The organism is Massilia horti, from assembly GCF_004614195.1.
GTDB lineage: Bacteria > Pseudomonadota > Gammaproteobacteria > Burkholderiales > Burkholderiaceae_D > Telluria > Telluria horti.
The window spans coordinates 41,702-63,664 of record NZ_SPUM01000094.1; the positions used below are offsets into that span (position 1 = coordinate 41,702).

Here is a 21,963-nt window from a genome sequence, read left to right on the forward strand (position 1 = left end):
CCCCTCCCGCGGTGCTCGCTTTCCGGCTTTCCGCGCGCAGCGGTTGAATAATTTCTTGTTCAATTCCTAATCTCGATCTACCATTTCCAAACAGTAACTACTCCCGGATGGTAGGCATGGTAAAAACGGAACCTCACCCAGCGCTCCCGACCAGCGTGCCGGACGCACAGCCCGCTCTTGCGGCTGCAATGCTGAGCTCGGCGGCGCTGCTGACCGCTTGTGGCGGTGGCGGCGGTGGCGCCGCCCCCGCGGTGGGCGGTCCGGTAGCGGGCGGTGGCAACAACGGCGGGCCTGTGGCCGGCGCCATCACCGACGCCGACGCGTCGCGCTTCCTGGCGCAGGCGTCAATGGGCGCTAACCGCGACCAGATCGCGCGCGTCAAAGCGCTCGGCTACGACGGCTGGCTGGAGGAGCAATTCGGCCTCGCCCCTTCTATCTCGCGCTGGGATTGGCTGGTGGCGGCCGGTTACAGCGACGTCGCCAACCGCAACTCGGAGGCGGGTTTCGACGCCTGCGCCTGGCGCAAGCTAATCGCCTCACCTGACACGTTGCGCCAGCGCATCACCCTTGCGTTGTCCGAGATCGTTGTGGTCGGCATCGACGGCCTCGTGGGGGCCGGCTGGAAGCAGTTCACGGGCGCCGCCTACCTCGATCTGTTGGAAACCAATGCCTTCGGCAATTACCGAACCCTGCTGCAGGCGGTCTCCCAAAGCGCCGCAATGGGAGAATTCCTCACCTTCCGCGGCAATACGAAATTCGATCCGAAGACCGGCGCCATGCCGGACGAGAATTACGCCCGCGAACTGATGCAGCTCTTTAGCATCGGACTGGTGCAACTCAACCTGGACGGCACAGCCAAGTCCGCCAATGGCCAGCCGCAGGAAACCTACGGGCTGGACGACATCACGGGCCTGGCGCGCGTGTTCACAGGCTGGGACTACGACATGGCAGGAGGCAACTTCAACAACGCGCCGGACTTCAAGCGCCGCCCCATGACCCAGATCGCTTCGCGTCACGAGACCGGCTCCAAAACCTTCCTCGGCTCCAACATTGGCGGGGGCGGCGACGGCGCCAGCGACCTGAAAGCGGCCCTGGACATCATCTTTGCGCATCCGAATGTCGGCCCCTTCATCGGCAAGCAGCTGATCCAGCGGCTGGTGTGCAGCAACCCGACGCCGGCGTACGTGGCGCGCGTCGCCTCCGTTTTCAACAACGACGGCAAAGGCGTGAGGGGCGACCTGAAAGCCGTGATCAAGGCGATCCTGCTTGACGACGAGGCACGCAATCCGGCTGTCGCCGCCGGACCGGCTTTCGGCAAGCAGCGCGAACCGATTCTTCGCTTCGTGGCCTGGGCGCGCGCATTCAATGCGGCGTCGGCGAGCGATGCATGGAACATCGGAAACACCTCGGACGCGGCGACCCGGCTGGGCCAGAGCCCGCTGCGATCGCCGAGCGTCTTCAACTTCTTCCGCCCCGGCTACGTGCCGCCGAACAGCGCGATTGCCAGCGCGGGGCTGGTCGCGCCCGAATTCCAGCTGACCAACGAGTCGAGCACGGTCGGCTACATCAATTACATGCAGACTGCGGTCAGCCGGGGCGTGGGCGATGTGAAGGCGGACTACAGCAAGCTGCTGCCGCTGGCCGACAACGCCGGTGCGCTGCTCGACGAGCTCAATACAGTGCTGGCGGCAGGCCAGTTGCAAAGCGCCACGCTGACGATCCTGCGAACGGCCCTCGATTCGATGCCAACCGGCTCCGACACTGTGCGCCTGAACCGTATTTATGCCGCGCTGGTGCTCGTTCTGGCCGCACCGGAATTCACCATCCTGCACTGAAAGGAAACGCGATGACCACCAACGCCTCCCGCCGCGCGTTTCTCCGCCGCGCCAGCGCGCTGTCCGTCGCCGGAGCAGCCACGCCTTGGGCACTGAATCTGGCGGCAATGGCAGAAGCGTCCGCCGCCAGTGCCGGCGACTACAAGGCGCTGGTATGCGTCTTCCTCTACGGCGGCAATGATTACGCCAACACGCTGGTGCCCTACGACAGCACGAATTACACGATTTACCAGCAACTGCGCCCTACGCTGGCCTATAGCCGCAGCGCGCTTGCGGGCACGGTGCTCAATCCGGCGAACGTGCCGCTAGACCGCAATGGCGTAGCACACGAGTACGCGTTGGCGCCGGAACTGGGCAAGCTGGCGCCGCTGTTCGCGTCCGGCAAACTAGGTATTCTGCTCAACGTCGGCACGCTCCTGCAGCCGACCACCAAGCAGCAGTACACGAACCGCGCCGTGCCGCTTCCGCCCAAGCTGTTCTCGCACAACGACCAGCAGTCGGTGTGGCAATCCTCGTCGCCGGAAGGCGCGGCCTCGGGCTGGGGCGGGCGCATGGGGGATCTGTTCGAGTCAGGAAATGGCAATGCCACATTCACCTGCGTCAACGTGTCCGGCAACGCCGTCTACCTTTCAGGCAAGAGCGCAGTGCAATACCAGGTGTCGACGGGCGGCTCCACGCCCATCAATGCTCTCGCCACCCCGCTCTTCGGGTCCTCCGCATGCAGCGAGGCGCTGCGTACGATCATCACCCAGCCGCGGACCCAGTTGCTCGAATCCGAATACAACCGGGTCACCGGCCGCGCGATCGCTGCCAACGGCGTGCTCACGTCCGCCCTCGCCACGGGGCCGTCAATGAGTACACCCTTCCCTGCCGGGAACAGGCTGGCCGACCAACTGAAGATGGTGGCGCGCATGATCTCTGTAGCGCCAGCGCTTGGCGCGAAGCGGCAGGTGTTCTTTGTGTCGCTGGGCGGTTTCGACACCCACGACGGCCTGCTGACCGTGCATCCGGGGCTGCTATCGAGCGTCGGCAATGCGCTGGAGGCCTTCTACAATGCGACCGTTGAACTTGGCGTGGCAAGCAAGGTGACCACCTTCACCGCATCGGACTTCGGCCGCACCCTGAGCGGAAACAACGACGGATCCGACCACGGCTGGGGCAGCATGCACTTCATGCTCGGCGGCGCAGTCACGGGCAAGGCTTTCTACGGTACTGCCCCGGTCCTTGCCAACAATGGTCCGGACGATGTGGGGCAAGGCCGGCTCCTGCCGACCACTTCAGTCGACCAGTATGCGGCCACGCTTGGCAAATGGCTGGGGATTTCGGATAGCGACCTGCTCATGCTGTTGCCGAATCTCGCCAACTTCAGTCAGCGCGATCTCGGGTTCATGACCTAGCTGGAACAGGCGCAGCCTTCGTTCGAGTACAAATCGGCATAGGTGCGGTCAGGGCTGATCGATCCTTTCCCTACCAAAGGCAGACCAAAGTGGCATGCAAAAGCCACACTGACCGCTTGCGCGTGCCGGGAAAAGATATCGTTTAAAAACAAAAGCTTGCTCCTTCACCCGAAGAAAAAACGCCTGGCACCTCAATTAATTTGTTAATACCAGTTATATACCTTTTGACAAGCTGGTTTGCATACCCCTATAGTGCTCAACGCAGGCCATCCCGGCCCAGGCTTTCAATTCGTAGCGGAGTCGCGCAGATGAGCGATGCAATCGAAGGCAATATCCTGACACCGGCGGGCTGGGTCCACGGCGAGATCACTTTCGACGAACGTATTTCCGCCATCACCGGCAGCCAGGCAAATCCCGCGCAAAACGAAGAAGTCTATATCCTGCCTGGCTTTATCGACCTGCATGTGCACGGCGGCGGCGGCAAGGATGTGATGGAAGGCGGCGATGCCGTCCGCACCATCGCGGCCGTTCATGCGAGGCACGGCACCACCTGCATGCTGGCCACCACCATGACCGCGCCGCCGGAAGACATCGATCTGGCGCTCGAAGGCATCGGCCTGGCCGCCGCAAAGCGAGGCAAAGGCGAAGCGCGGGTACTAGGCGCGCACCTGGAAGGCCCGTTCATCAACTCCGGCAAGCTGGGCGCGCAGCCGCCATACGCACGCTCGGCCAAGCTGGCCGACGTGAAGAAGCTGGACCAACTGGCGCCTTTAAAACTGATCACCGTGGCGCCGGAACTCGAAGGCCACCTGGAACTGGTCAAAGAATTGTCCGACGCCGGCATGCGCGTGCAGATCGGCCACACGCTGGGCACCTACGACGAAGGCGTGGCCGCGCTGGAGCACGGCGCGCACGGCTTCACCCATCTGTTCAACGCCATGACCGGCCTGCACCACCGCGAGCCCGGCATAGTGGGCGCCGCGCTGGCGCATGCCAGGTACGCCGAATTCATCCCCGACCTGCTGCACGTGCATCCGGGCGCCATCAAGGCCGCGCTGCGCTGCATTCCGCGCCTGTACTGCGTCACCGATTCGACTTCCGCCACCGGCATGCCGGATGGCGAGTACATGCTGGGCCGTCAAACCGTCATGAGATGCATGGGTGGCGTGCGCCTGCCTGACGGCACGCTGGCCGGCAGCACTCTCACCATGGACCAGGCGCTGCGCAACCTGGTCGGTCTCGGCCTCGATCTGGCGGACGCCTCGGCACGTGTCTCAATGTATGCGGCCGATTATCTCGGCCTGCCCGAGCGTGGCCGCCTGGCTCCCGGCACTTACGCCGACCTGGTGGTGCTGGACCGTGACCTGAACCTTAAAGCCGTCTATATCGAAGGGGAGTTTTGTGACCTCGATGATGTTGAAAGTAGCCGCTAATTGCGTAGCGCAGCAACTGGCCAGCGATGGAACCAAGACCAGCTAAGCGTGTTCGCCCGTCCGTCATTGCTGCCCGAGCGGCCGTGACGGCGTTGCTGCTGCTGGCGACAAGTGCCTTTGCCTCCGAAAAAATCGAGTTCTGGACCTTCAGCATGAAGCCCAGGTTCACGCCCTATTTCGAGACGCTGGTGCGCAATTACGAATCGGCCAATCCCGGCGTCAAGGTGGAATGGGTGGACTTCCCGTGGGACGTCATCCAGACCAAGCTGGTCACGCGCATCGTGGCAGGAGCGCCGCCGGCACTGGTCAATCTTAACGTGCCATGGGCCGATGAATTCGCCCGCGACGGTTTGCTCACGCCGGTCGATAACCTGCTGGCCGATGCCCGCCCGCGCTACCTCGCCAGCACGCTGGAAGACCTGACCTTCAACGGCAAGACCTACGGCTTCCCGATGTATAGCAATGTCGCTGTCATCGCCTACAACACGCAAATCTTCAAGGCGGCAGGCATTGCGCACGCACCGCGCGATCTCGACGAGCAGTTGCGGTTTGCACGCCAGATCGCAGCGCGCACCGGCAAGGCTGGCCTGTGCCCCGCCCTGTCGAAAATCGACGGTCTGATGATGCAGCAGGGTCTTGCGGTCATCAAGGACGGCAAAGCCGTCTTCAACTCTCCCGCGCACGTGGCGCTGATCGCAAAGCTGGCCGAGACCTACAAGGCCGGCGGCCTGCTGAAGGATGCACTCTTCGCAGAAGATAACTTCCCCGCCGCGATCGACGCCTACAAAGGCGGACGCCTGGGCATGCTGCTCGCGCCGCCGACCGCGGTCAAGCGGATCGAAAGCGACGCCAGGGATATCTACGCCATCACCGACGTCGCACCCGCGCCGCTCGGCCCGACAGGCATTGCCGACGGCGGCTGGCTGATTCACTTCGCCGTGCCGAAAAACGTGGACCCCAAACTGCTGCCCGCAGTCGGCAAGTTCGCGCGCTACCTGACCAACGATGCGAACCAGTTGGCCTTCGCAAGGCTGGCCAGCGTGTATCCGGCGATGGCGCAGGCGGCAAACGACCCCTTCTTTACCACGGTGCCGCCGGGAGCCGGCGCGGCGGAGAAGGCCGTAGCGGCAGGCGCGGTATCAATGCCGCATTCGCATACCCTGTACGTGGCCGGCATCGCCGACTACGACGAACTGCGCCGCTACCTTGTGAAAGCCGTCGAAGCAGGAGTCACAGGCAAGCAGGACATCAAGCAGGCACTGGACCAGGCGGTCGCGATCTGGAATAAAAAGCTTGCCTCGCAGCGGAGCCACTGAGAGATGAGTGCCGACCACACCAGTCCAGCGCAAGCCACCTCCGTCGTCCCCGCGAAGGCGGATCAATGCACCCCGGCATTGATCCCCCATAGACCGCGTGGCAGGATGCTCAGTATGGGTCCCCGCCTGCGCGGGGACGACGGTTCTGGGGTTATGGGGCGCCTGCGGCGCGCGGATTTGACGGCTTGGCTGTTCCTGGCACCGGCCCTCATCCTGCTGGCCGTCTTCTCATTCTGGCCGGTGCTGTTCGGCTCTTTGCTGGCCTTCACCGACTACAGCCTGATACGTGAAACCCATTGGGTCGGCCTGGACAACTTCCGCTACATCTTCGACAACGAGATGTTCGTCACCGGCCTGAAAAACTCGCTGCTGTTCCTGCTGATCGTCCCCTTCGTGCAGATCGGCGCCCTGGGCCTGGCCGTCCTGGTCAACAACAAGCTGCCCGGCATCCGCTACTTCCGCGCTGCCTTTTACGTGCCGGTCGTGACCACGGTATCGGTGGTCGGCATCATGTGGGGCTTCATGTTCCACGAACAGGGAGCGCTCAACTACGTGCTGACCACGCTCCAACTCGTGAACAGCCCCGTCGGCTGGCTCTCCAACGACACCATCGCCCTGTTCTCGATCATGTTCGTTACGCTCTGGCGAGGCCTGGGTTGGTACATGGTGATGTACCTCGCCGCCCTGCAAGCCGTTCCCGCCGAAATGCAGGAAGCCGCCATTCTCGATGGCGCCAACCGCTGGCAGCGCTTCTGGAAAATCACCGTGCCCATGCTGCGCCCGACAATTGCGGTCTGCTCGATCCTCTCCGTGCTGGCCGCACTGAAGGCGTACCAGGAAGTGGATGTGCTCACGCAGGGCGGTCCGATGAACTCCACCTTCACCGGCCTGTATTACGCCTACGACCAAGGCCTCAAGCACCTGAAGCTGCCGCGCGCACTGGCCGCAAGCTTCGTCGTCTCCATCTTCTGCATCGGCATCGCCCTGCTGTGCCTTCGCTACATAAAGCCCAGGCACCGATGACAAAGACGATCGCCCATTACCTCGCCTTGTGCGCATTGGCCGTGGTCGGCGTGTTCCCGTTCTGGTGGACGCTGGTGACCGCGCTGTCCACCGAAGGGAACATCTTCGCCTTCCCGCCGACCTTCTGGCCGAAGGAGCCATCGTTCGCCAACTTTATCGAAGTGTTCGACACGATCCCGCTCTGGAGCTTCTTGCGCAACTCGGTGTTCATCGCCGCCTGCACCGTGTTCTGGAAGCTGGTGCTCTGCTCCGCCGCCGCGTATCCGCTGGCACGCATGCGGTTCAAGGGCCGAAAGCTGGTGTTCGGCCTGATCCTCGCCACGCTGGTGCTGCCGTCGGAGGTGAACTTCCTGGTCAACTTCATCACCGTGACTAAACTGAGCCTGGTCGATACCTACGCCGGCGTGATCCTGCCTAACGTCGTCAATGCGGTGGCCATCCTGTTGCTCAAGCAGGCGTTTGAAGAAATCCCGCAGGACCTGATCGACGCCGCCCGCCTGGACGGCGCATCGGAATGGATTATCTTCAGCCGCATCATGCTGCCGCTGATCGCTCCATGGCTGGCCACAGTCGGCATATTGACAGCGGTGGAAGCCTGGAACGAATACATCTGGCCTTCCATCGTGATGAGCAAGCCCGACGAATTTCCGCTGTCGGTCGGCGTGCTGTATTTGCGCGGCACCTTCGGCAGCAGCACCCGGGTCATCGCCGCCGGGACTGTGCTGACCATCCTGCCCACGCTGGCAGCCTTCTTGTTTACCCAACGATTCTTCATGCGCGGCATGGACGGAGCTGTGAAATGACAAAACAAGACGAACTCAGAAAGACCGCCGGCCAGTTGATCATGATCCGCTTCCCCGGCACCGTGCTGGACCCAGCCACTGCCGAATTCCTGAAGGCGAACAGCATCCGCGCAGTATGCCTCTTCCGCGGGAACATGACCGACTCCGAACAGCTGGGCAGGCTGACCGCCGACCTGCGTGCCGTCATGGGGCCGGATTCGCTGATCGCGATCGACCAGGAAGGCGGCGCCGTTGTGCGCTCGACCTGGGTGCCCGCGCCACCTGCGGCCATGGGATTAGGCGCAGCAGATGATACCGACTTGGCGCGCGACACCGGCGCCGCTGTCGCGCGCGCCGTCAAGGCGCTGGGCTTCAACTGGAACTTTGCGCCGGTGCTGGACCTGAACAACAACCCGCACAATCCGGTGATCGCCGAACGCTCCTTCGGCGCCGAGCCGAAACGCGCAGCAGAACTGGCGATCACGTGGATGGCCGGCAGCCATGCGGAAGGCGTGGCCTGCTGCGTCAAGCACTTCCCCGGCCACGGCGACACCAGCGTCGATTCGCACCGCGACCTGCCAATGGTGGCCAAGCCGGCCGAAGAACTGGACCGGCAGGAACTGGCGACGTTTCGCATCGCCTCTGCCTTCGCACCCGCCATGATGACCGCGCATATCGTCTACCCTGCGCTGGATCCGGACAATCCGGCCACGATGTCGCGCCGCATCCTCCACGACCTGCTACGGGAGGACTGGAAGTACAAGGGCATCATCATCACCGACGGCATGGATATGCACGCTATCGCCGGCCGCTACGGCGTTGGCAATGCCGCCGTGCGGGCACTGACCGCAGGCGCCGATATGGTGATGGCGCTGGGCACAGCCGAAACGCAGGAAGAAACGCTGGATGCCATCGCCGCCGCTATCGACTCGGGCATACTTGCGCAGGACGAAATCCAGATCCGGCTGGACCGCCTGTCCGCGCTGGCGCGCGCCTATCCATGCGCGCCGCGTACGTACACGGAAGATGCGGCGGACCGCGAGATCATGGCCCGGGGCTGGCGCCGGAGCCTGACCGCTTACCGCGCGCCGCAGCGTCCACCCAAGGGAGCCAAGGTGCGGCTGGTCGCGCGGCAGGACGTGGTGAGCGACGGCGTATCGGAAGCTGGCGTGCCTGCCGCGGTGGTGGCCGCATCGCTGCGCAAGCTGTACGACGTGGAACTGGTCACCTTTGACGACGCCGAAACCTTCGACTGGAACGCACTGCCACAGGACGGCCGCTTCACCATGCTGGCCTCAACCTCGCGCCTGCGCTACGGCCAGCATGCGCGCAGCACCTGGCGTCCCGACCTGCACCTGGCCTTGTGGAATCCGTACCAGGCGCTGGACATCGACGCGCCGGCGCTGATGACCTACGGCTTCGCCCAGCCGGCGCTCGACGCCATCAACGCCTGGCTGGCGGGCGAGCTTGAAGCAACCGGTAAAGCACCGGTGCCAGGGTTTGAATAAGAAGGCTGTCTGCGCTAAGTGTTGACCTCAAATCGTCGTTCCCGCGCAGGCGGGAACCCATGCTGAGCATCATTTCACGCTGTCTATGGATTCCCGCCTCCGCGGGAACGACGCTTCAACACTTAACGGTGACAACATTAATGAAATTTACGGAGACAGCAGATGCAAGAACAAAAACAAATCCGCAACCCGAAACTATGGGTGCCCAGCCTGTACCTGGCGCAAGGCCTGCCCTTCTTCGCGGTAGCCATCGTGGCCAACCAGATGTTAAAGAGCATGGGCGTGCCCAACGACGAGCTGAATCACTGGACCGGCCTGATCGGCTTCGCCTGGGTATTAAAGCCTTTGTGGAGCCCCTTCCTGGAGCTGGCCAGCAGCAAAAAGCTGGTGGTGGTGTTCTTCCAGATTTTCGGCGGGCTGTGCCTGGGTGGGGTCGCACTGGCGCTGCACGCACCATTCTGGTTCGCGGCCTGCCTGATCATGCTCGGACTGGTCGGCATCTCTGCCGCCACGCACGATATCGCCTGCGACGGCCTGTACATCACCAGCCTGGATGAAAAAGGACAGGCGAAATACGCTGGCTGGACCGGAACCTTCTTCAACGCCGCCAAGTTCTTCACCACCGGCGCCCTGCTGCTGCTGGCCGGGCACTTCGAGCAGACCATTGGCGTGGTTCCCGGATGGACCATCAGCTTCTGCATCCTCGGCGCGCTTATGGTCGGCCTGGGGCTGTATAACGGCTGGGCGCTGCCGCTGGCAAAAAACACCGTCAGCAAAGACACCAACGTCGCCGCCATCGGCCGCACGCTGTGGGAAGTGATCGTGGAGTTCTTTAAAAAGCCGGGCATCTGGGTGTCCATCGCCTTCATCATCCTGTTTCGCGCCGGCGAGGCGCAGGTGCAGTCCATCGGCCCGCTGTTTCTGCGCGAAGCACGCAACCTCGGCGGCCTGGGCCTGTCCACCGCCGAAGTGGGCGGCGTGTACGGCACCGCAGGCACTGTGGCCTTCCTGCTCGGCTCCATCGCCGGCGGCTACTTCACTTCGTGGCTGGGCCTCAAGCGCGCCATCTTGTGGCTGATCTTCGCGGTCAACCTGCCTAATGTGGCCTTCTATCTGCTGTCCCTTTTCCAGCCGACCGAGCTGACCGTGATCGGCGCTGCGCTGAGCGTGGAGATGTTCGGCTACGGCTTCGGCTTCGTCGGCCTGATCCTGTACATGATGCAGGTGGTCGCGCCGGGCAAATACCAGACCGCGCACTATGCTTTCGCGACCGGCATCATGCAGCTGGGCTTCGTGCTGTTCAAACTATTCAGCGGCGACATCCAGATCGCGCTGGGCTACCAGCACTTCTTCATCTGGGTAATGCTGTCCGCGATTCCGGTGGCCGTGCTGTCGCAGGTCATTCCGATGACCGCGCGAGCGCAGCCGCAGGAAGAGCGAACAGCCGCACCAGCGGAACAGTCGACATAAAATTTGGCTATGTCAAACTTTACGAACGCCCACGCGTTCAACGAACAGCGAAACTGTTCGAAGATGGCCTGTACTCGCTGAACGCGTGGGCAGGAGAACCTGCCCACCCTACGCCCCCCAGCTAGCGGTGACAGCGCCTAAAATTTTGGCCCGGTTCTTAACGAAGCGCTTGCGACAGGGTGCGCAGCATCTGGTTTCCACCGTCGCCACTCAGTTCCCAAAACATCGCGCCGCGCAAACCCTGCTGCCTGATATAGCGGGCTTTCTCCTTCAGAGACGCCGGGTCCTCATAGGTGATCCACACCTGCTCCGCTGCGTTGTACAGATAAGGCGCGCGCGCCGCCGAATTCCAGTAGCGCCGGTAGCCATTGCCGCCCTCATGGGCAGGCGTCAGCATGCCGTGCTTCTGCAGCAGGCCGAATCCATATGAATTGCCGCCATTGATGCCGGTGCTGGTGCCGCCATTGCAGCTCTGGTATTCGCCATCGCCGTTTGCCCCCGGTGCGCAGCCCTTAAAGCCGTAGCCGTAGAACGGCACGCCCAGCACCAGCTTGTCCTTGTCCACGCCGGCACGCAGGTAGCGTTCCACTGATGCGGATGCATAGAAACCGTTGGCGACGACGGGATCTTTTGGGTCCGCAAACAGCGCGGAATGATGACCGCTGTTTTTCTCCCATGGCATGTGGTAGTCGTAGGCCATGATGTTGATCCAGTCCAGGCTCTGCGACAGTTCTTTGATCCATGCGCCGTCACCAACGTAATTGGCATTGCCGCCCGCAGCGATGGTGATGCTGTAGCGTTTGCGATCCTGTTTGCCGGCTGCGTCCAATGCCGTTCGCAACTCGCGCACGAGCGTGATGAAATTCTGCCGGTCCTCCGGACGGGCACAGATTTCGCCAGCCACGCAAGGCACGCCTGCCTCGCCGGGATATTCCCAATCGATGTCCAGGCCATCCAGACCATAGCGCCGCAAGACCTTCATTGACGAGGCGACGAAATTGGCGCGAGCCTCTCTTGAAGAGGCGACATTGGAGAAGCGGTTGGACCAGTCCCAGCCGCCTACCGACAGCACCACTTTGAATTTTGGATGTCCCTTCTTCAGCGCCACCAGCGCTCGCAGGTTGGCGGCATCAAAGGCTTCGTCACGGAACGCCAGCGCGCCGTTGAGCGGCTCCTGGCAAGGTGCGCTGAAATTCACCGACGGTTCGGGGTTGCCGTGCTTGCCGTCCCAGCACACGTCGGCAAAGGCGTACAGCACCATGGTCAGGCGGCTGGCGTCGACGTTGGCTGCGGTGACGGGGAAAGCTTCGTGCTTCCAGCCAGGATAGTAGCCGACGACTTCCATCGCACCGGCAGGTAGCGCAAGGGCCGCGGCCAGCCCACAGGAGATAGACCTAGTTCGCATTCAGTTCCGCCACGAAGTCGTACATATCGCCACGGAAGTACGAGCGGCAGAATTCCACCGTGCGCCCGTCGCGCAAAAAGCCAAGACGCTCGACAGCCAGGCCGGCGTCGCCCTCCTTCATTTGCAGCAGCGAGGCCTGCTCAGTGTTCAGCAGCAAAGCGGATAAACGCTGCAACGCGCGCACCGGGCGGTTGCCCGCCTTTTCCAGCGCCTCGTACATTGATAAGTCGACCGCGTCCAGCGATGGCAAACAGGAGGCCACGATGGTCGCGTACTCCAGGCACATGGGCACATCGTCCGCATAGCGCATACGGTGGAAGCGATAGACCCTGGAACCGGGGCTGAGCCGCAGGCGCATCGCCTCATCCGGCGTCACCGTGCCTTCCGAGCGCCGGAGCCAGACGCTATGCGGCGTGCGTCCACGGGCGCGCATGTCTTCTGAAAAAGAGGTCAGCTTGGAGAAGTTCTTTTCGATGCGGGTGTTGATGAAGTTGCCGGAGCCAGGACGCCGCACCAGCACTCCCTCGCTGACCAGGCCATCGATAGCCTTGCGCACCGTGATGCGGGAGATATCGAGATCGGCCGCCATTTGGCGTTCGGCCGGCAGCGCATCTTCGGGCTTGAGCAGATGCCGCTCAATGGCCGAACGCAGCGCGCGCTGCAGGCGTTGGTACAGAGGCAGGTTACTGGTCTCATTGAGGTGCTGTCGGATATGTACCAGCGGTGTCGTTCGATCGCTTTTCATGGCAATGCGGATATGCCCTCTCTGTTTGTGACATGATAATACCAAAAAAGACCACCACATATCCATGAAAGCAGAAAACCCTGCATATTTTTTCTAACAAATCCGGAGCGAGCCCTTGTAGATAAAGGCTTTCTTCTCGCTGCATTGCAGCACATCAGGGCTTCCACGCCACCTCCCAACCGGTCTTCTTGGGTTGCCTTGTGGACAATCTGTAGGTTGCATACAACATATCAAAAAAGAATTTTAAGTGGTAGTTTTCTGGTATTAAAAGGCGAGTATATTGGCGTTGAATTGGTTTTGAAGGTGGTAAAGAAGAAGTAAAAGCGGCGATGGAAATCCGAGACAGCCGCCATCACCGCGAATGACACATCAACAATCGTTTGGCTCGGGGGAGCCTTCATCAACGGGAGGGAATGTGCATCACAATTCAAATAGCACCCAATTGCCCAAACTGACGCCTATCGCGGCAGCAGCGGCCATCTTGACGCTGAGCGTGGCGATGAATGCCCAGGCCCAGACCCAGCAACAGCAGCAGGCCACTACCGATAACAGGGAGCCGGACGCCGTTGTCGTCATCAGCGGCATCCGCGGCTCGCTGCAGCAGTCGCTCTCCGTCAAGCGCAACGCCTCCAGCAACGTGGACGTGATCACCGCGGAAGACGTCGGCAAAATGCCCGACAAGAACGTGGCCGATTCGCTGCAGCGCGTGCCAGGCGTGAACATCTCGACCTCGGGCGCAGGCTCGGGCGGCTTCGATGAAAACGACCGCGTATCGCTGCGCGGCACCGCGCCGTCGCTGACCCAGACCCTGATCAACGGCCACGCCGTCTCGTCGGGCGAGTGGTTCGTGCTGGACCAGGTAGGCGGTGCGGTCGGCCGTTCCACTTCGTACTCGCTGCTGCCGTCGGAAATCGTCGGCCAGGTGGTGGTCTACAAGGCCCCTACCGCCGAGCAGGTGGAAGGCGGCTCGTCTGGTACGATCGACATCCGCACCCGTCACCCGCTGGACTTCAGGCAGCCGATCTCGCTCGAAGCGGGCGTGGAAGCGGTGTACGCCACGCTGCCGAAGAAGACCGATCCGCAAGTGAACGTCCTGTTCAACTGGAAGAACGAACAGGGCACCCTGGGCCTGATGGCGCAAGGCTTCTCTGAAAAACGTTCGCTGCGCCGCGACGGCCAGGAACTGCTGCAATGGACGCAGGTCCAGCCCGACAACCCGGCCCTGAAGGCCCATCCCGACCTGGCCCACGTCTGGTTCCCGCGCCTGATCGGCTCCGCGCTGTTCCAGCAAGAGCGCCACCGCACCGGCGGCCTGATCGACCTGCAGTTCAAGCCCAGCCGCGACTTCAACCTGGAAGCGACCTACTTCCGCTCGAAGATGGACGCCTCGAACTACAACACCAACTACATGATCGACATGAACGGTTCGGGCGCGCTGGGTTCCGGCGTCGCACCTGACCCGGGCTATGTGATCCGCAACGGCACGCTGGTGTCGGCGTCGTTCACCAACAAGGGCACCACCGCCTCGCCGCTGCGCTATGGGGTCGTCGACGAGATCGTGCGTAACGGCGAGTACGCCCAATCCGAGTTCTTCGACCTGGACGGCAAATGGCGCCCGACCAGCAACCTGACCATCACCGCCAAGGTCGGCAGCACCAAGGGCAAGGGCGTGACGCCGCAACAGGGCGTGTACGAAGGCGACATCAACAACTCCGGCCTCGTCTACACCCTGAACGGCCTGGGTTCGCCGGCGACCGTCAAGCTCCCGGGCATTAACACCAGCGTATTCACCGGCACCATCCTGGACTGGGTGTTCGGCAGCGCGCCGGCCAGCACCGACGACAAGGAAACCTACGGCCAGATCGACGCCGCCTTCCAGCTCAACGCAGGCGCCTTCCACGAGATCAGGTTCGGCCTGCGCGGCACCGAACACACCCGCACCAACTTCGAAGTAGCCCAGGGTCCCAACTGGGCGAACACCGATGTGGGCGGCAGCAGCACCAACCCGGCCTGGAACGGCACCACCTACCCTGGCAACTTCGCCAAAGACCTGGGTGGCGACTTCCCGAAAAACGTGTGGATGCTGGACCGGGCCATCCTGGACGCATGGGGCACGCTGCACTCCAACCGTGACGTCAGCCGTACCTACTACCCTGACATGTTCAACCTGAAGGAAAAGACCAAGGCATTCTACGTCCAGGGCGAGATGGAAGGCGAAGGCTGGAGCGGCAACGTGGGCCTGCGCGTGGTGCGTACCGAAGGCACCTCGAACGGCTACCAAATCCTGCCGAACCAACCGGTCGGCGGCAACCTGCCAGCCTTCCCGTGGGGCGGCTACGTGCAGCAGACCGCGACCGGCAACAACAGCACCATCCCGCTGCCCAGCCTGAACCTGAAGTTCGACCTGCGATCCGACGTGGTCGCACGCGTGGGCCTGTCGCGCACCATGACCCGTCCTGACTACGGCGCACTGGGCGGCACGGTGGAACTGACCGACGAAACCCACACCGGCAACGGCGGCAATGCGGCCCTCAAGCCGGTCAAGTCGAACAACCTCGACCTGACGCTGCAGTGGTACTACGCGCCGCACGCACTGCTGTCGGCCGGCCTGTTCTACATGGACCTGAAGGACTACGTGGGCTACGGCACCAGCACTGGCACCTTCATCGACACCCGCGCTTCGCAGGAACGCAAGCAGGCGGTGTTCGCCACCTACACCATCACCTCGCCGATCAACGTCAGCGCCAAGGTCAAGGGGCTGGAACTGGCGGCGCAGGTACCGCTGGGCATGGGCTTCGGCCTGGATGGCAACGTCACGCTGGCCGATTCGCACCTGAACTCCTGCCCTCCCATGCAGACCGCAACCAGCGGCAATCCATGCGACATGGTGGGCGCCTCGAAGACCACCGCTAACGGCGGCCTGTTCTTCGAAAACGACACCTGGAACGCGCGGGTGAGCTACTCGTGGCGTTCGGCCTTCCTGGCCGCGCAGGATCGCGGCACGCCGCTTTATCAGGATGACACCGGCACGTTGGCGGCATCGTTCAACTACAACATCAGCAAGAACATCGTGCTGACGATCAGTGGCCAGAACCTGAATAACCCGATCCTGAAGAACTACATCTACAACAAGGACCAGCCGGCGCGCTTCTATGCCAACGGCGCGCAGTACTACGCCGGTGTGCGGATCAAGTACTGATTTATCCTGACGTCATCGTTGTTTCGGACCCGCCACGGCTTCCCTGCCCTGGCGGGTTATTTTATGCACTGTCTCCGGTAAGTGTGGGTTCGTAGGGTGCGCACCTGTGCGCACGCGGTTCGCGAACGTTGCGTAAAGAAGCAGTAGCCGCAAGTCGGTATGCGGTGACCGCGTGCGCACAGGTGCGCACCCTACGATGTGCTGCGGTTACGGGCTTCGCCAATTCGAAGCGTGCGCGGGGCTGCAACAACCGCCCACACTTAGCGGTGATTATTTATGCCATCATACGTTGCATGAACTCGCCTGCCGAATACCGCGACCTCGACCCGGCCCGCTTCGAAAGTATCGTCGCAGGCAGCTATCGCCCCGCCATCCTGCGCGGCTTCGTGCGCCACTGGCCGGCGGTGCAGAAGGCGCGGCAGTCGCCTGAGACGCTGTGCCAGTACCTGCTCGGCCACGTCAACGACCACGAAGTCGATGCGGTGATGACGCCGCCCTTTGAGCAGGGACGGCTGTTCTACAAGCCGGACATGGAAGGCTTCAACTTTGTGCGCAACAAGGTGCCGGTGGCGCGCGTGATCGAGCAGTTGGCGCGCTATTCGCAGTTCGAGGCGCCACCGTCGGTGGCGATCCAGAGTGCTTTGATCGATGAATGCATGCCGCGCTTCGCGGCGGAGAATGTGGCGCCGGCGCTGCCGCCGTCGGTGCGTCCGCGCCTATGGCTGGGCAATACCATCACCACGCCAGCTCACTTCGACGAATCTTACAACCTGGCCTGCGTGGTCAGCGGACAGCGCCGCTTCACGCTGTTCCCACCGGAGCAGGTGGGCAACCTGTATATCGGCCCGCTGGACTTCGCACCGACACCCACGCCGATCAGCATGGTCAATTTCAGCGCGCCGGACTATGAAAAGCATCCGCGCTTTCGCACAGCCTTGCAGCACGCGCTGGTGGCCGACCTGCTGCCGGGCGACGCGCTCTACATCCCCACCCTGTGGTGGCATCACGTGCAGTCCAACGGGGTGCTGAACATGATGGTCAATTACTGGTGGAAGAACGAGCAGCCGGCGGCAGATGCGTGCGGCAGCTTCGAGGCGCTGGTCGCCGCGCTCAAAGCGATGAAGCACCAGCCGCCGGAAGTGCGCGCAGCCTGGGGTGCGATCTTCCATCACTACGTTTTCGATCCCGAGCAGGACCCGTCAGCACATCTCCCGGAGCACAAGCAGGGCGTACTTCGCAAGGCACGCCCTACGCGCTAACCGCAGCCTGCCCCGCTTGCTGCGAATGACTTATTTGCCGTCCAGCTCAACGCCGGTCGTCGCCAGGATGATCGACAGGCTGGTCGTCATGGCCTTCACCATCGGCCCTTTCTCGACATCGATCCACTCGTCGAGCGAGTGTGCACGGCCGGACTTGTCCGGGCCACTGCGTCCGATGGTGAGCGCGGGAACGCCCAGGCTCATCGCCATGTTCGAGTCCGTGGAACTGCTCCGGTACCCGAACTTGTAACCACCGGCTTCGATGGCTGCCTTTGCCGTCTGCACGAGAGGCGAGCCCACCGCCGTCTCGCCGCCCGGCCTGTCGCCGACCAGCTTGGCTTCGACGGTGATTTTGCCTTCCCTGGTCGAGCGGGCGAAGTTTTCGCTGTCGGCCGCCTCCTGGACAATCTTCAACAGGCGATCTTCCACTCGCTTGAGTTCGGCGGGGGATTCGGAGCGCATGTCGACGTCCATCCAGCTTGACACGGGAATCGAGTTGACCGAAGTGCCGCCGCCGAGCAGGCCGATGCTGTAGGTGGTCTTCGGCGAGGCCGGCACCTGGGTACGCGAGAACGCGGACGCGGCCTGGGCCAGCGCGAACATGGGGTTGACCAGGCCGAAGGCGCCGTAGCTGTGGCCACCCGGGCCCTTGAAGGTGATGTGGTAGCGCTTGGAGCCCACGCCCGCATTGGTGATGCTGTCCACGCCGCCCGACTCGACCGAGAAGAACGACTTGATCTTGTCCTTGTACTGGCCTTTGGTGAACAGGTAACGCACGCCGCGCAGGTCGCCCGGGCCTTCTTCGCCGACCGTGCCGACGAACAGGATGTCGTCACGCGTCTTGATATGGGCGGCGTTCATTGCGCGGATAAAGCCCAGCAGCACCGACAGGCTCATCGTGTCGTCGCCGATGCCCGGCCCGTGCAGCTTTGTCCCTTCGCGTTTCACCTTGACGTCGGTCTCGGCGGGGAACACGGTGTCCATGTGGGCCGACACCACGACGAACTTGCCGTCGCCCTTGGCGCCCTTGCGAATCCCCAGCAGGTTGCCTTCCGCGTCGATCTTCACGTCGGCCAGGCCCACGTCCTTGAACATCTTTTCGTAGACCTTGGCGCGCGCTGCTTCATTGAACGGCGGCGCCGGGATTTCGGCCAGTTTGATGCCGTCTTCGACGATGCGCTCATGTTCCTTGTCGATGGTCGCCGCAGCCGTCTTGAAAGCCGGGCTGGCCAAAAGGCGCTCGACCTCGGCTGCGGGGTTGGAATTCTGGGCCATAGCCCAAGGCGCGCTGAAGGCGGCGCCGAGAGCGAGCGCCAGTGCGGAAAGACGTGCTGCGACCTGCATGAATAGTCTCCGTGTTGATTTTGGGTTGCAATAATGCAAGCAATGCTAGCACATGGCAAGCCAATGGTCGGATCTTAATGTCCGCGCCTCTTCCAGCCGTTGCACGGATGGGCGCGCTGGCGAGAATGCCGAACGGTAGAATAAAGGCATCTTTTGGGAGGAATGGATGTCGCCCGACGATTTGCAGCGCATTGCTAAATACATCATGCCGTCACTTCCGGTGCGGCCATCGGATCTCGGATTTGTTTTCGGAACCCGTCATGGGGTGCCCGAATTTTGTGAGGCGGCCTATGCGCTCTGGAAGGACGGGATGTTTAGCCGCCTGTTGGTATCCGGTGGACGGACGCAAGGCTCATCCCTCGCAGAGGCCGAAGTCATTGGTGGACGGCTTATCGAACTCGGGATACCCGAATCGGCACTCATTCTCGAAACGGCGGCGACAAACACTGGCGAAAACGTGCGGTTCGGCCGCGCCAGGGTGGCGGAAATAATGGACCTGGACACCATCAGAAGTGTTCTCGTCATTGGGAAGATTTGCTCGACCCGGCGCTATTTGATGACGTTGCAACGGCATTGGCCTGGTCTGCATTTGTCGGTTTACCCGGTCAATTATTTCGGCGTTCCTGCCGAGTGCTGGCACCAGCACGACGAATTTCGCCGCCGCGTGCTCGGCGAATTCGAGAAAATCCCCCGTTACTTGGCCAAAGGGTTCCTGGAGGAGATCGGGCCGGTCCTGGATAACCGCGACTGACCGACACAAAGTGGCTGTTTGACCCGGGCACCCTACCCAGGCTGGCCACTAGCGGCATCGCGCGGTCCGACGCGCCTCATCCAGTTGTACGGATAGACGCACTGTCGCCCAGCTCGGCGCAGAGTTTGAGCAGTCGCTGTGTCGATGGCGCGTTTCCGTCCGCACGAAACGCGACTGCGACATCGGACGTGATGCTTGGTCCGATCAGGTCGGAATACACGACGCCCGGAACCGTCAGCTTCTTCACCGATTCCGGAACCAGCGCAATCCCGCGGCCTGCGGCGACCAGGCCGACGATCGTTGCGAACTGGTGCGACCGGCTGGCGATCCGTGGCTCGAAGCCGGCGGCGCGGCAGATGCGCACGAAGGTATCGTAAAAGCCATGCCCTTCCTCGAGGTGAGTCGCCAGGAATGATTCATCGGCGAGTTCCCGCACCGCGACCGGCCGGTGCGCCAGCCGATGTCCTTCGCGCAGACAGGCGACCACGCGCTCCTTGCGCACAGTGATCGTCGAAAAATTGTCAGGCAGGTGGCTCAGCGGAAGCCGCACCAGCGCCACGTCGGCGCGTCCCTCCTCCAGATACGTCATCTGCGATTGCTGATCGGCTTCGGTCAGGCCGATGGTCACGTCCGGCGCGATTCCCTCGAACGCGGCGAGCAACTGCGGCAGGATCCCGGAATACGCCATCGAACTGACGTAAGTGAGCTCGATGTTCCCGACCTCGCCGCGCTGCGCGCGCGCCGCCACCAGCGCGGCCCGTTCCACCTGTTCCAGCACCTTGCGTGCCTCGACCAGGAACTGCGCGCCCACAGGGGTCAGGCTCACGTTGCGCGGCCCGCGTTCGAACAGGCGCACGCCCAGTTCCTCTTCGAGCCGCTGGATATGCTGGGTCAGCGCAGGCTGGGCCCGGCGCAGGCGTTCGGCGGCGCGGCCAAAATGCAGGGTATCGGCGAGCGTCACGAACGAACGCAGGCATCGCAAGTCCATCTTCATCTCCACAGCATTGATCAGAAATTCTTATCAATGATGCGCTTTTTAATTATTGGACGCAATCGATTTGGTGGATGAAAATCTTCTTGAATAAACACGAGGAGACAGCATGAAACCCACACTACAAGCGCAGGCGGACGCAAGCGACCTGCTCGACCAACACGAAACAGCCGCCCCGCCGAAGGCCGCAGCGCCAGATGCCGCCAAGCGCGCCCTCGACCGGAAGATCGCTTGGCGCATCGTGCCATTGGCGGTGCTCGGCTACGTGATCGCCCAGATCGACCGTGGCAACGTCGCCTTCGCCAAGCTGCAGTTCATGGGCGATCTCTCGTTTAGCGAAGCGGTGTACGGACTCGGCGCCGGCCTGTTCTTTGCGGGCTATTTCCTGTTCGAAGTGCCGAGCAATCTGCTGTTGGCCCGTATCGGCGCCAGGCTCACGTTTACCCGCATCATGGTGCTGTGGGGTGCGCTCTCGGTTGGCATGGCATTCATCACCACGCCGACGCAGTTCTATGTCATGCGATTCCTGCTCGGCGCCGCCGAGGCCGGCTTTTTCCCCGGCATCATCCTGTACTTCAGCTTCTGGCTGCCGCCCGAGATCCGCGGCCGGGCGACCTCGCTCTTTGCGATGGGCGCGTCGATTGCCGGCGTGGTCGGCAGCCCACTCTCGGCATGGCTGATGTCGCTGAACGGCCTGCACGAACTGCGCGGTTGGCAGCTCATCTTCATGTACGAAGGCATCCCGGCCATCCTGCTCGGCATCTTCTGCTACTTCTACGTTACCGATAAACCGGACGATGCCCGCTGGCTGACTGCTGACGAAAAGCGCCTGCTGCGCGAGCGCCTGTCGACCGAAGCGGCGCCGCATGCCGGCAAGCAGGGTTCGCTGGCCCAGGCGTTCCGTGACCCGAAGGTCTACCTGCTCGCACTGGCCTACTTGTCCATCCTCGCCGGCACGCAGGCCGTGTCGCTGTGGACGCCCACCCTGCTCAAGCACCTCGGCCTTGGCATCACAACGATTGGCGGCCTGGCCGCGATTCCGCCCGCTGCCGCGATCGTCGCGGTGCTGCTGATTGGGCGCAGTTCGGACCGCCGGCAGGAGCGCCGCTGGCACTTCGCGCTGTCGATGTTTGCAGCGGGCCTGAGCCTGTTCCTGCTGCCGCTGGCATCGACGAGCGTCGCCGGTACGCTGGCGCTGATGGCGATCGTCTCGGGCGGCGCCTGGGCCGCGCTGGCCGTGTTCTGGACCATCCCACCGGCGTACCTGGCCCCGCAAGCCAAGGCCGGCGGCATCGGCTTCATCAGCAGCGCCGGCGCCATCGGCGGCCTGGTGAGCCCGATCATCGTGGGCTGGTCGAGCAATATGACCGGCAGCCTGTTCGGCGGCCTGGCCGTGATCGGCGTGATGCTCGGGCTGTCCGCGCTGGCGCTCCTCGTGAGCGTGCGAGGCCGCGTCCACGGCGCTGCCCGCTGAGCCGGCCCCATATCAACCAGAGGTAATAACA

16 protein-coding genes are annotated in these 21,963 nt (G+C 62.7%); 12 read left to right on the forward strand and 4 right to left on the reverse strand.

The features are described from left to right. The first annotated feature begins 188 nt into the window (after positions 1–188). From E4O92_RS14060 to E4O92_RS14095, 8 genes are all read left to right on the forward strand, one after another. The gene (locus E4O92_RS14060; protein ID WP_135190363.1) at positions 189–1,835 is read left to right on the forward strand and encodes a DUF1800 domain-containing protein; all 1,647 of its coding nucleotides are present in this window, start codon (positions 189–191) and stop codon (positions 1,833–1,835) included. Positions 1,836–1,846: 11 nt separating this feature from the next. Then, positions 1,847–3,232 (forward strand): DUF1501 domain-containing protein, encoded by a 1,386-nt coding sequence (locus E4O92_RS14065; RefSeq protein ID WP_135190364.1) that lies wholly within the window; start codon positions 1,847–1,849, stop codon positions 3,230–3,232. A 308-nt stretch (positions 3,233–3,540) separates the two neighbouring features. Further along, positions 3,541–4,665, forward strand: a complete 1,125-nt coding sequence (gene nagA / locus E4O92_RS14070) for an N-acetylglucosamine-6-phosphate deacetylase (RefSeq protein WP_135190365.1) — start codon at positions 3,541–3,543, stop codon at positions 4,663–4,665. 83 nt (positions 4,666–4,748) lie between these two features. Then, a complete protein-coding gene (locus tag E4O92_RS14075; protein ID WP_135190366.1) occupies positions 4,749–5,981 on the forward strand; it encodes an ABC transporter substrate-binding protein in 1,233 nt (410 codons plus the stop codon). 114 nt (positions 5,982–6,095) lie between these two features. Then, a complete protein-coding gene (locus E4O92_RS14080; RefSeq protein ID WP_229483356.1) occupies positions 6,096–7,004 on the forward strand; it encodes a carbohydrate ABC transporter permease in 909 nt (302 codons plus the stop codon). Continuing rightward, on the forward strand, positions 7,001–7,807 hold the full coding sequence (locus E4O92_RS14085; RefSeq protein WP_135190367.1) for a carbohydrate ABC transporter permease: 807 nt from the start codon (positions 7,001–7,003) through the stop codon (positions 7,805–7,807). Before E4O92_RS14080 ends, E4O92_RS14085 begins: the two co-directional genes overlap by 4 nt. Further along, a complete protein-coding gene (gene nagZ / locus E4O92_RS14090) occupies positions 7,804–9,294 on the forward strand; it encodes a beta-N-acetylhexosaminidase (protein ID WP_135190368.1) in 1,491 nt (496 codons plus the stop codon). The genes E4O92_RS14085 and nagZ overlap by 4 nt, the downstream gene beginning before the upstream one ends. 162 nt (positions 9,295–9,456) lie before the next feature. Continuing rightward, complete coding sequence (locus tag E4O92_RS14095) at positions 9,457–10,764, forward strand: MFS transporter (protein ID WP_135190369.1); 1,308 nt, start codon at positions 9,457–9,459, stop codon at positions 10,762–10,764. 157 nt (positions 10,765–10,921) lie between these two features. On the opposite strand, the gene E4O92_RS14100 is transcribed toward E4O92_RS14095, so the two are convergent. Continuing rightward, complete coding sequence (locus E4O92_RS14100) at positions 10,922–12,109, reverse strand: glycoside hydrolase family 18 protein (RefSeq protein WP_229483358.1); 1,188 nt, start codon at positions 12,107–12,109, stop codon at positions 10,922–10,924. A gap of 49 nt (positions 12,110–12,158) precedes the next feature. Further along, positions 12,159–12,914, reverse strand: a complete 756-nt coding sequence (locus E4O92_RS14105) for a GntR family transcriptional regulator (RefSeq protein ID WP_135190371.1) — start codon at positions 12,912–12,914, stop codon at positions 12,159–12,161. A gap of 481 nt (positions 12,915–13,395) precedes the next feature. Here E4O92_RS14105 and E4O92_RS14110 point away from each other — a divergent pair, with 481 nt between their 5' ends. Then, entirely contained in the window at positions 13,396–16,113 is a 2,718-nt protein-coding gene (locus E4O92_RS14110) for a TonB-dependent receptor (RefSeq protein WP_167759792.1), read from the forward strand. 293 nt (positions 16,114–16,406) lie between these two features. Next, positions 16,407–17,372: a cupin-like domain-containing protein gene (locus E4O92_RS14115; RefSeq protein ID WP_135190373.1), complete on the forward strand. Its 966-nt coding sequence runs from the start codon at positions 16,407–16,409 to the stop codon at positions 17,370–17,372. Positions 17,373–17,402: 30 nt separating this feature from the next. On the opposite strand, the gene E4O92_RS14120 is transcribed toward E4O92_RS14115, so the two are convergent. Then, positions 17,403–18,716, reverse strand: coding sequence for a M20/M25/M40 family metallo-hydrolase (locus tag E4O92_RS14120; protein ID WP_167759793.1), 1,314 nt, complete (start codon positions 18,714–18,716; stop codon positions 17,403–17,405). A gap of 166 nt (positions 18,717–18,882) precedes the next feature. On the opposite strand from E4O92_RS14120, the gene E4O92_RS14125 reads away from it, so the two are divergent. Next, positions 18,883–19,467, forward strand: coding sequence for a YdcF family protein (locus E4O92_RS14125; protein WP_135190374.1), 585 nt, complete (start codon positions 18,883–18,885; stop codon positions 19,465–19,467). Between the two features lie 76 nt (positions 19,468–19,543). Here the strand turns inward: E4O92_RS14125 and E4O92_RS14130 are convergent, their stop codons facing one another. Further along, positions 19,544–20,455 (reverse strand): LysR substrate-binding domain-containing protein, encoded by a 912-nt coding sequence (locus tag E4O92_RS14130; protein WP_167759794.1) that lies wholly within the window; start codon positions 20,453–20,455, stop codon positions 19,544–19,546. Positions 20,456–20,567: 112 nt separating this feature from the next. On the opposite strand from E4O92_RS14130, the gene E4O92_RS14135 reads away from it, so the two are divergent. Further along, complete coding sequence (locus E4O92_RS14135; RefSeq protein WP_135190376.1) at positions 20,568–21,932, forward strand: MFS transporter; 1,365 nt, start codon at positions 20,568–20,570, stop codon at positions 21,930–21,932. Positions 21,933–21,963 lie beyond the last annotated feature (31 nt).

Bases quoted from the DNA above. Each gene is read 5' to 3' on its own strand.
- E4O92_RS14060 (WP_135190363.1), top strand. From the start codon at position 189: ATGCTGAGCTCGGCGGCGCTGCTGACCGCTTGTGGCGGTGGCGGCGGT.
- E4O92_RS14065 (WP_135190364.1), top strand. From the start codon at position 1,847: ATGACCACCAACGCCTCCCGCCGCGCGTTTCTCCGCCGCGCCAGCGCG.
- nagA (WP_135190365.1), top strand. From the start codon at position 3,541: ATGAGCGATGCAATCGAAGGCAATATCCTGACACCGGCGGGCTGGGTC.
- E4O92_RS14080 (WP_229483356.1), top strand. From the start codon at position 6,096: ATGGGTCCCCGCCTGCGCGGGGACGACGGTTCTGGGGTTATGGGGCGC.
- E4O92_RS14085 (WP_135190367.1), top strand. From the start codon at position 7,001: ATGACAAAGACGATCGCCCATTACCTCGCCTTGTGCGCATTGGCCGTG.
- nagZ (WP_135190368.1), top strand. From the start codon at position 7,804: ATGACAAAACAAGACGAACTCAGAAAGACCGCCGGCCAGTTGATCATG.
- E4O92_RS14095 (WP_135190369.1), top strand. From the start codon at position 9,457: ATGCAAGAACAAAAACAAATCCGCAACCCGAAACTATGGGTGCCCAGC.
- E4O92_RS14100 (WP_229483358.1), bottom strand. From the start codon at position 12,109: ATGGAAGTCGTCGGCTACTATCCTGGCTGGAAGCACGAAGCTTTCCCC.
- E4O92_RS14105 (WP_135190371.1), bottom strand. From the start codon at position 12,914: ATGAAAAGCGATCGAACGACACCGCTGGTACATATCCGACAGCACCTC.
- E4O92_RS14115 (WP_135190373.1), top strand. From the start codon at position 16,407: ATGAACTCGCCTGCCGAATACCGCGACCTCGACCCGGCCCGCTTCGAA.
- E4O92_RS14120 (WP_167759793.1), bottom strand. From the start codon at position 18,716: ATGCAGGTCGCAGCACGTCTTTCCGCACTGGCGCTCGCTCTCGGCGCC.
- E4O92_RS14125 (WP_135190374.1), top strand. From the start codon at position 18,883: ATGTCGCCCGACGATTTGCAGCGCATTGCTAAATACATCATGCCGTCA.
- E4O92_RS14130 (WP_167759794.1), bottom strand. From the start codon at position 20,455: ATGGACTTGCGATGCCTGCGTTCGTTCGTGACGCTCGCCGATACCCTG.
- E4O92_RS14135 (WP_135190376.1), top strand. From the start codon at position 20,568: ATGAAACCCACACTACAAGCGCAGGCGGACGCAAGCGACCTGCTCGAC.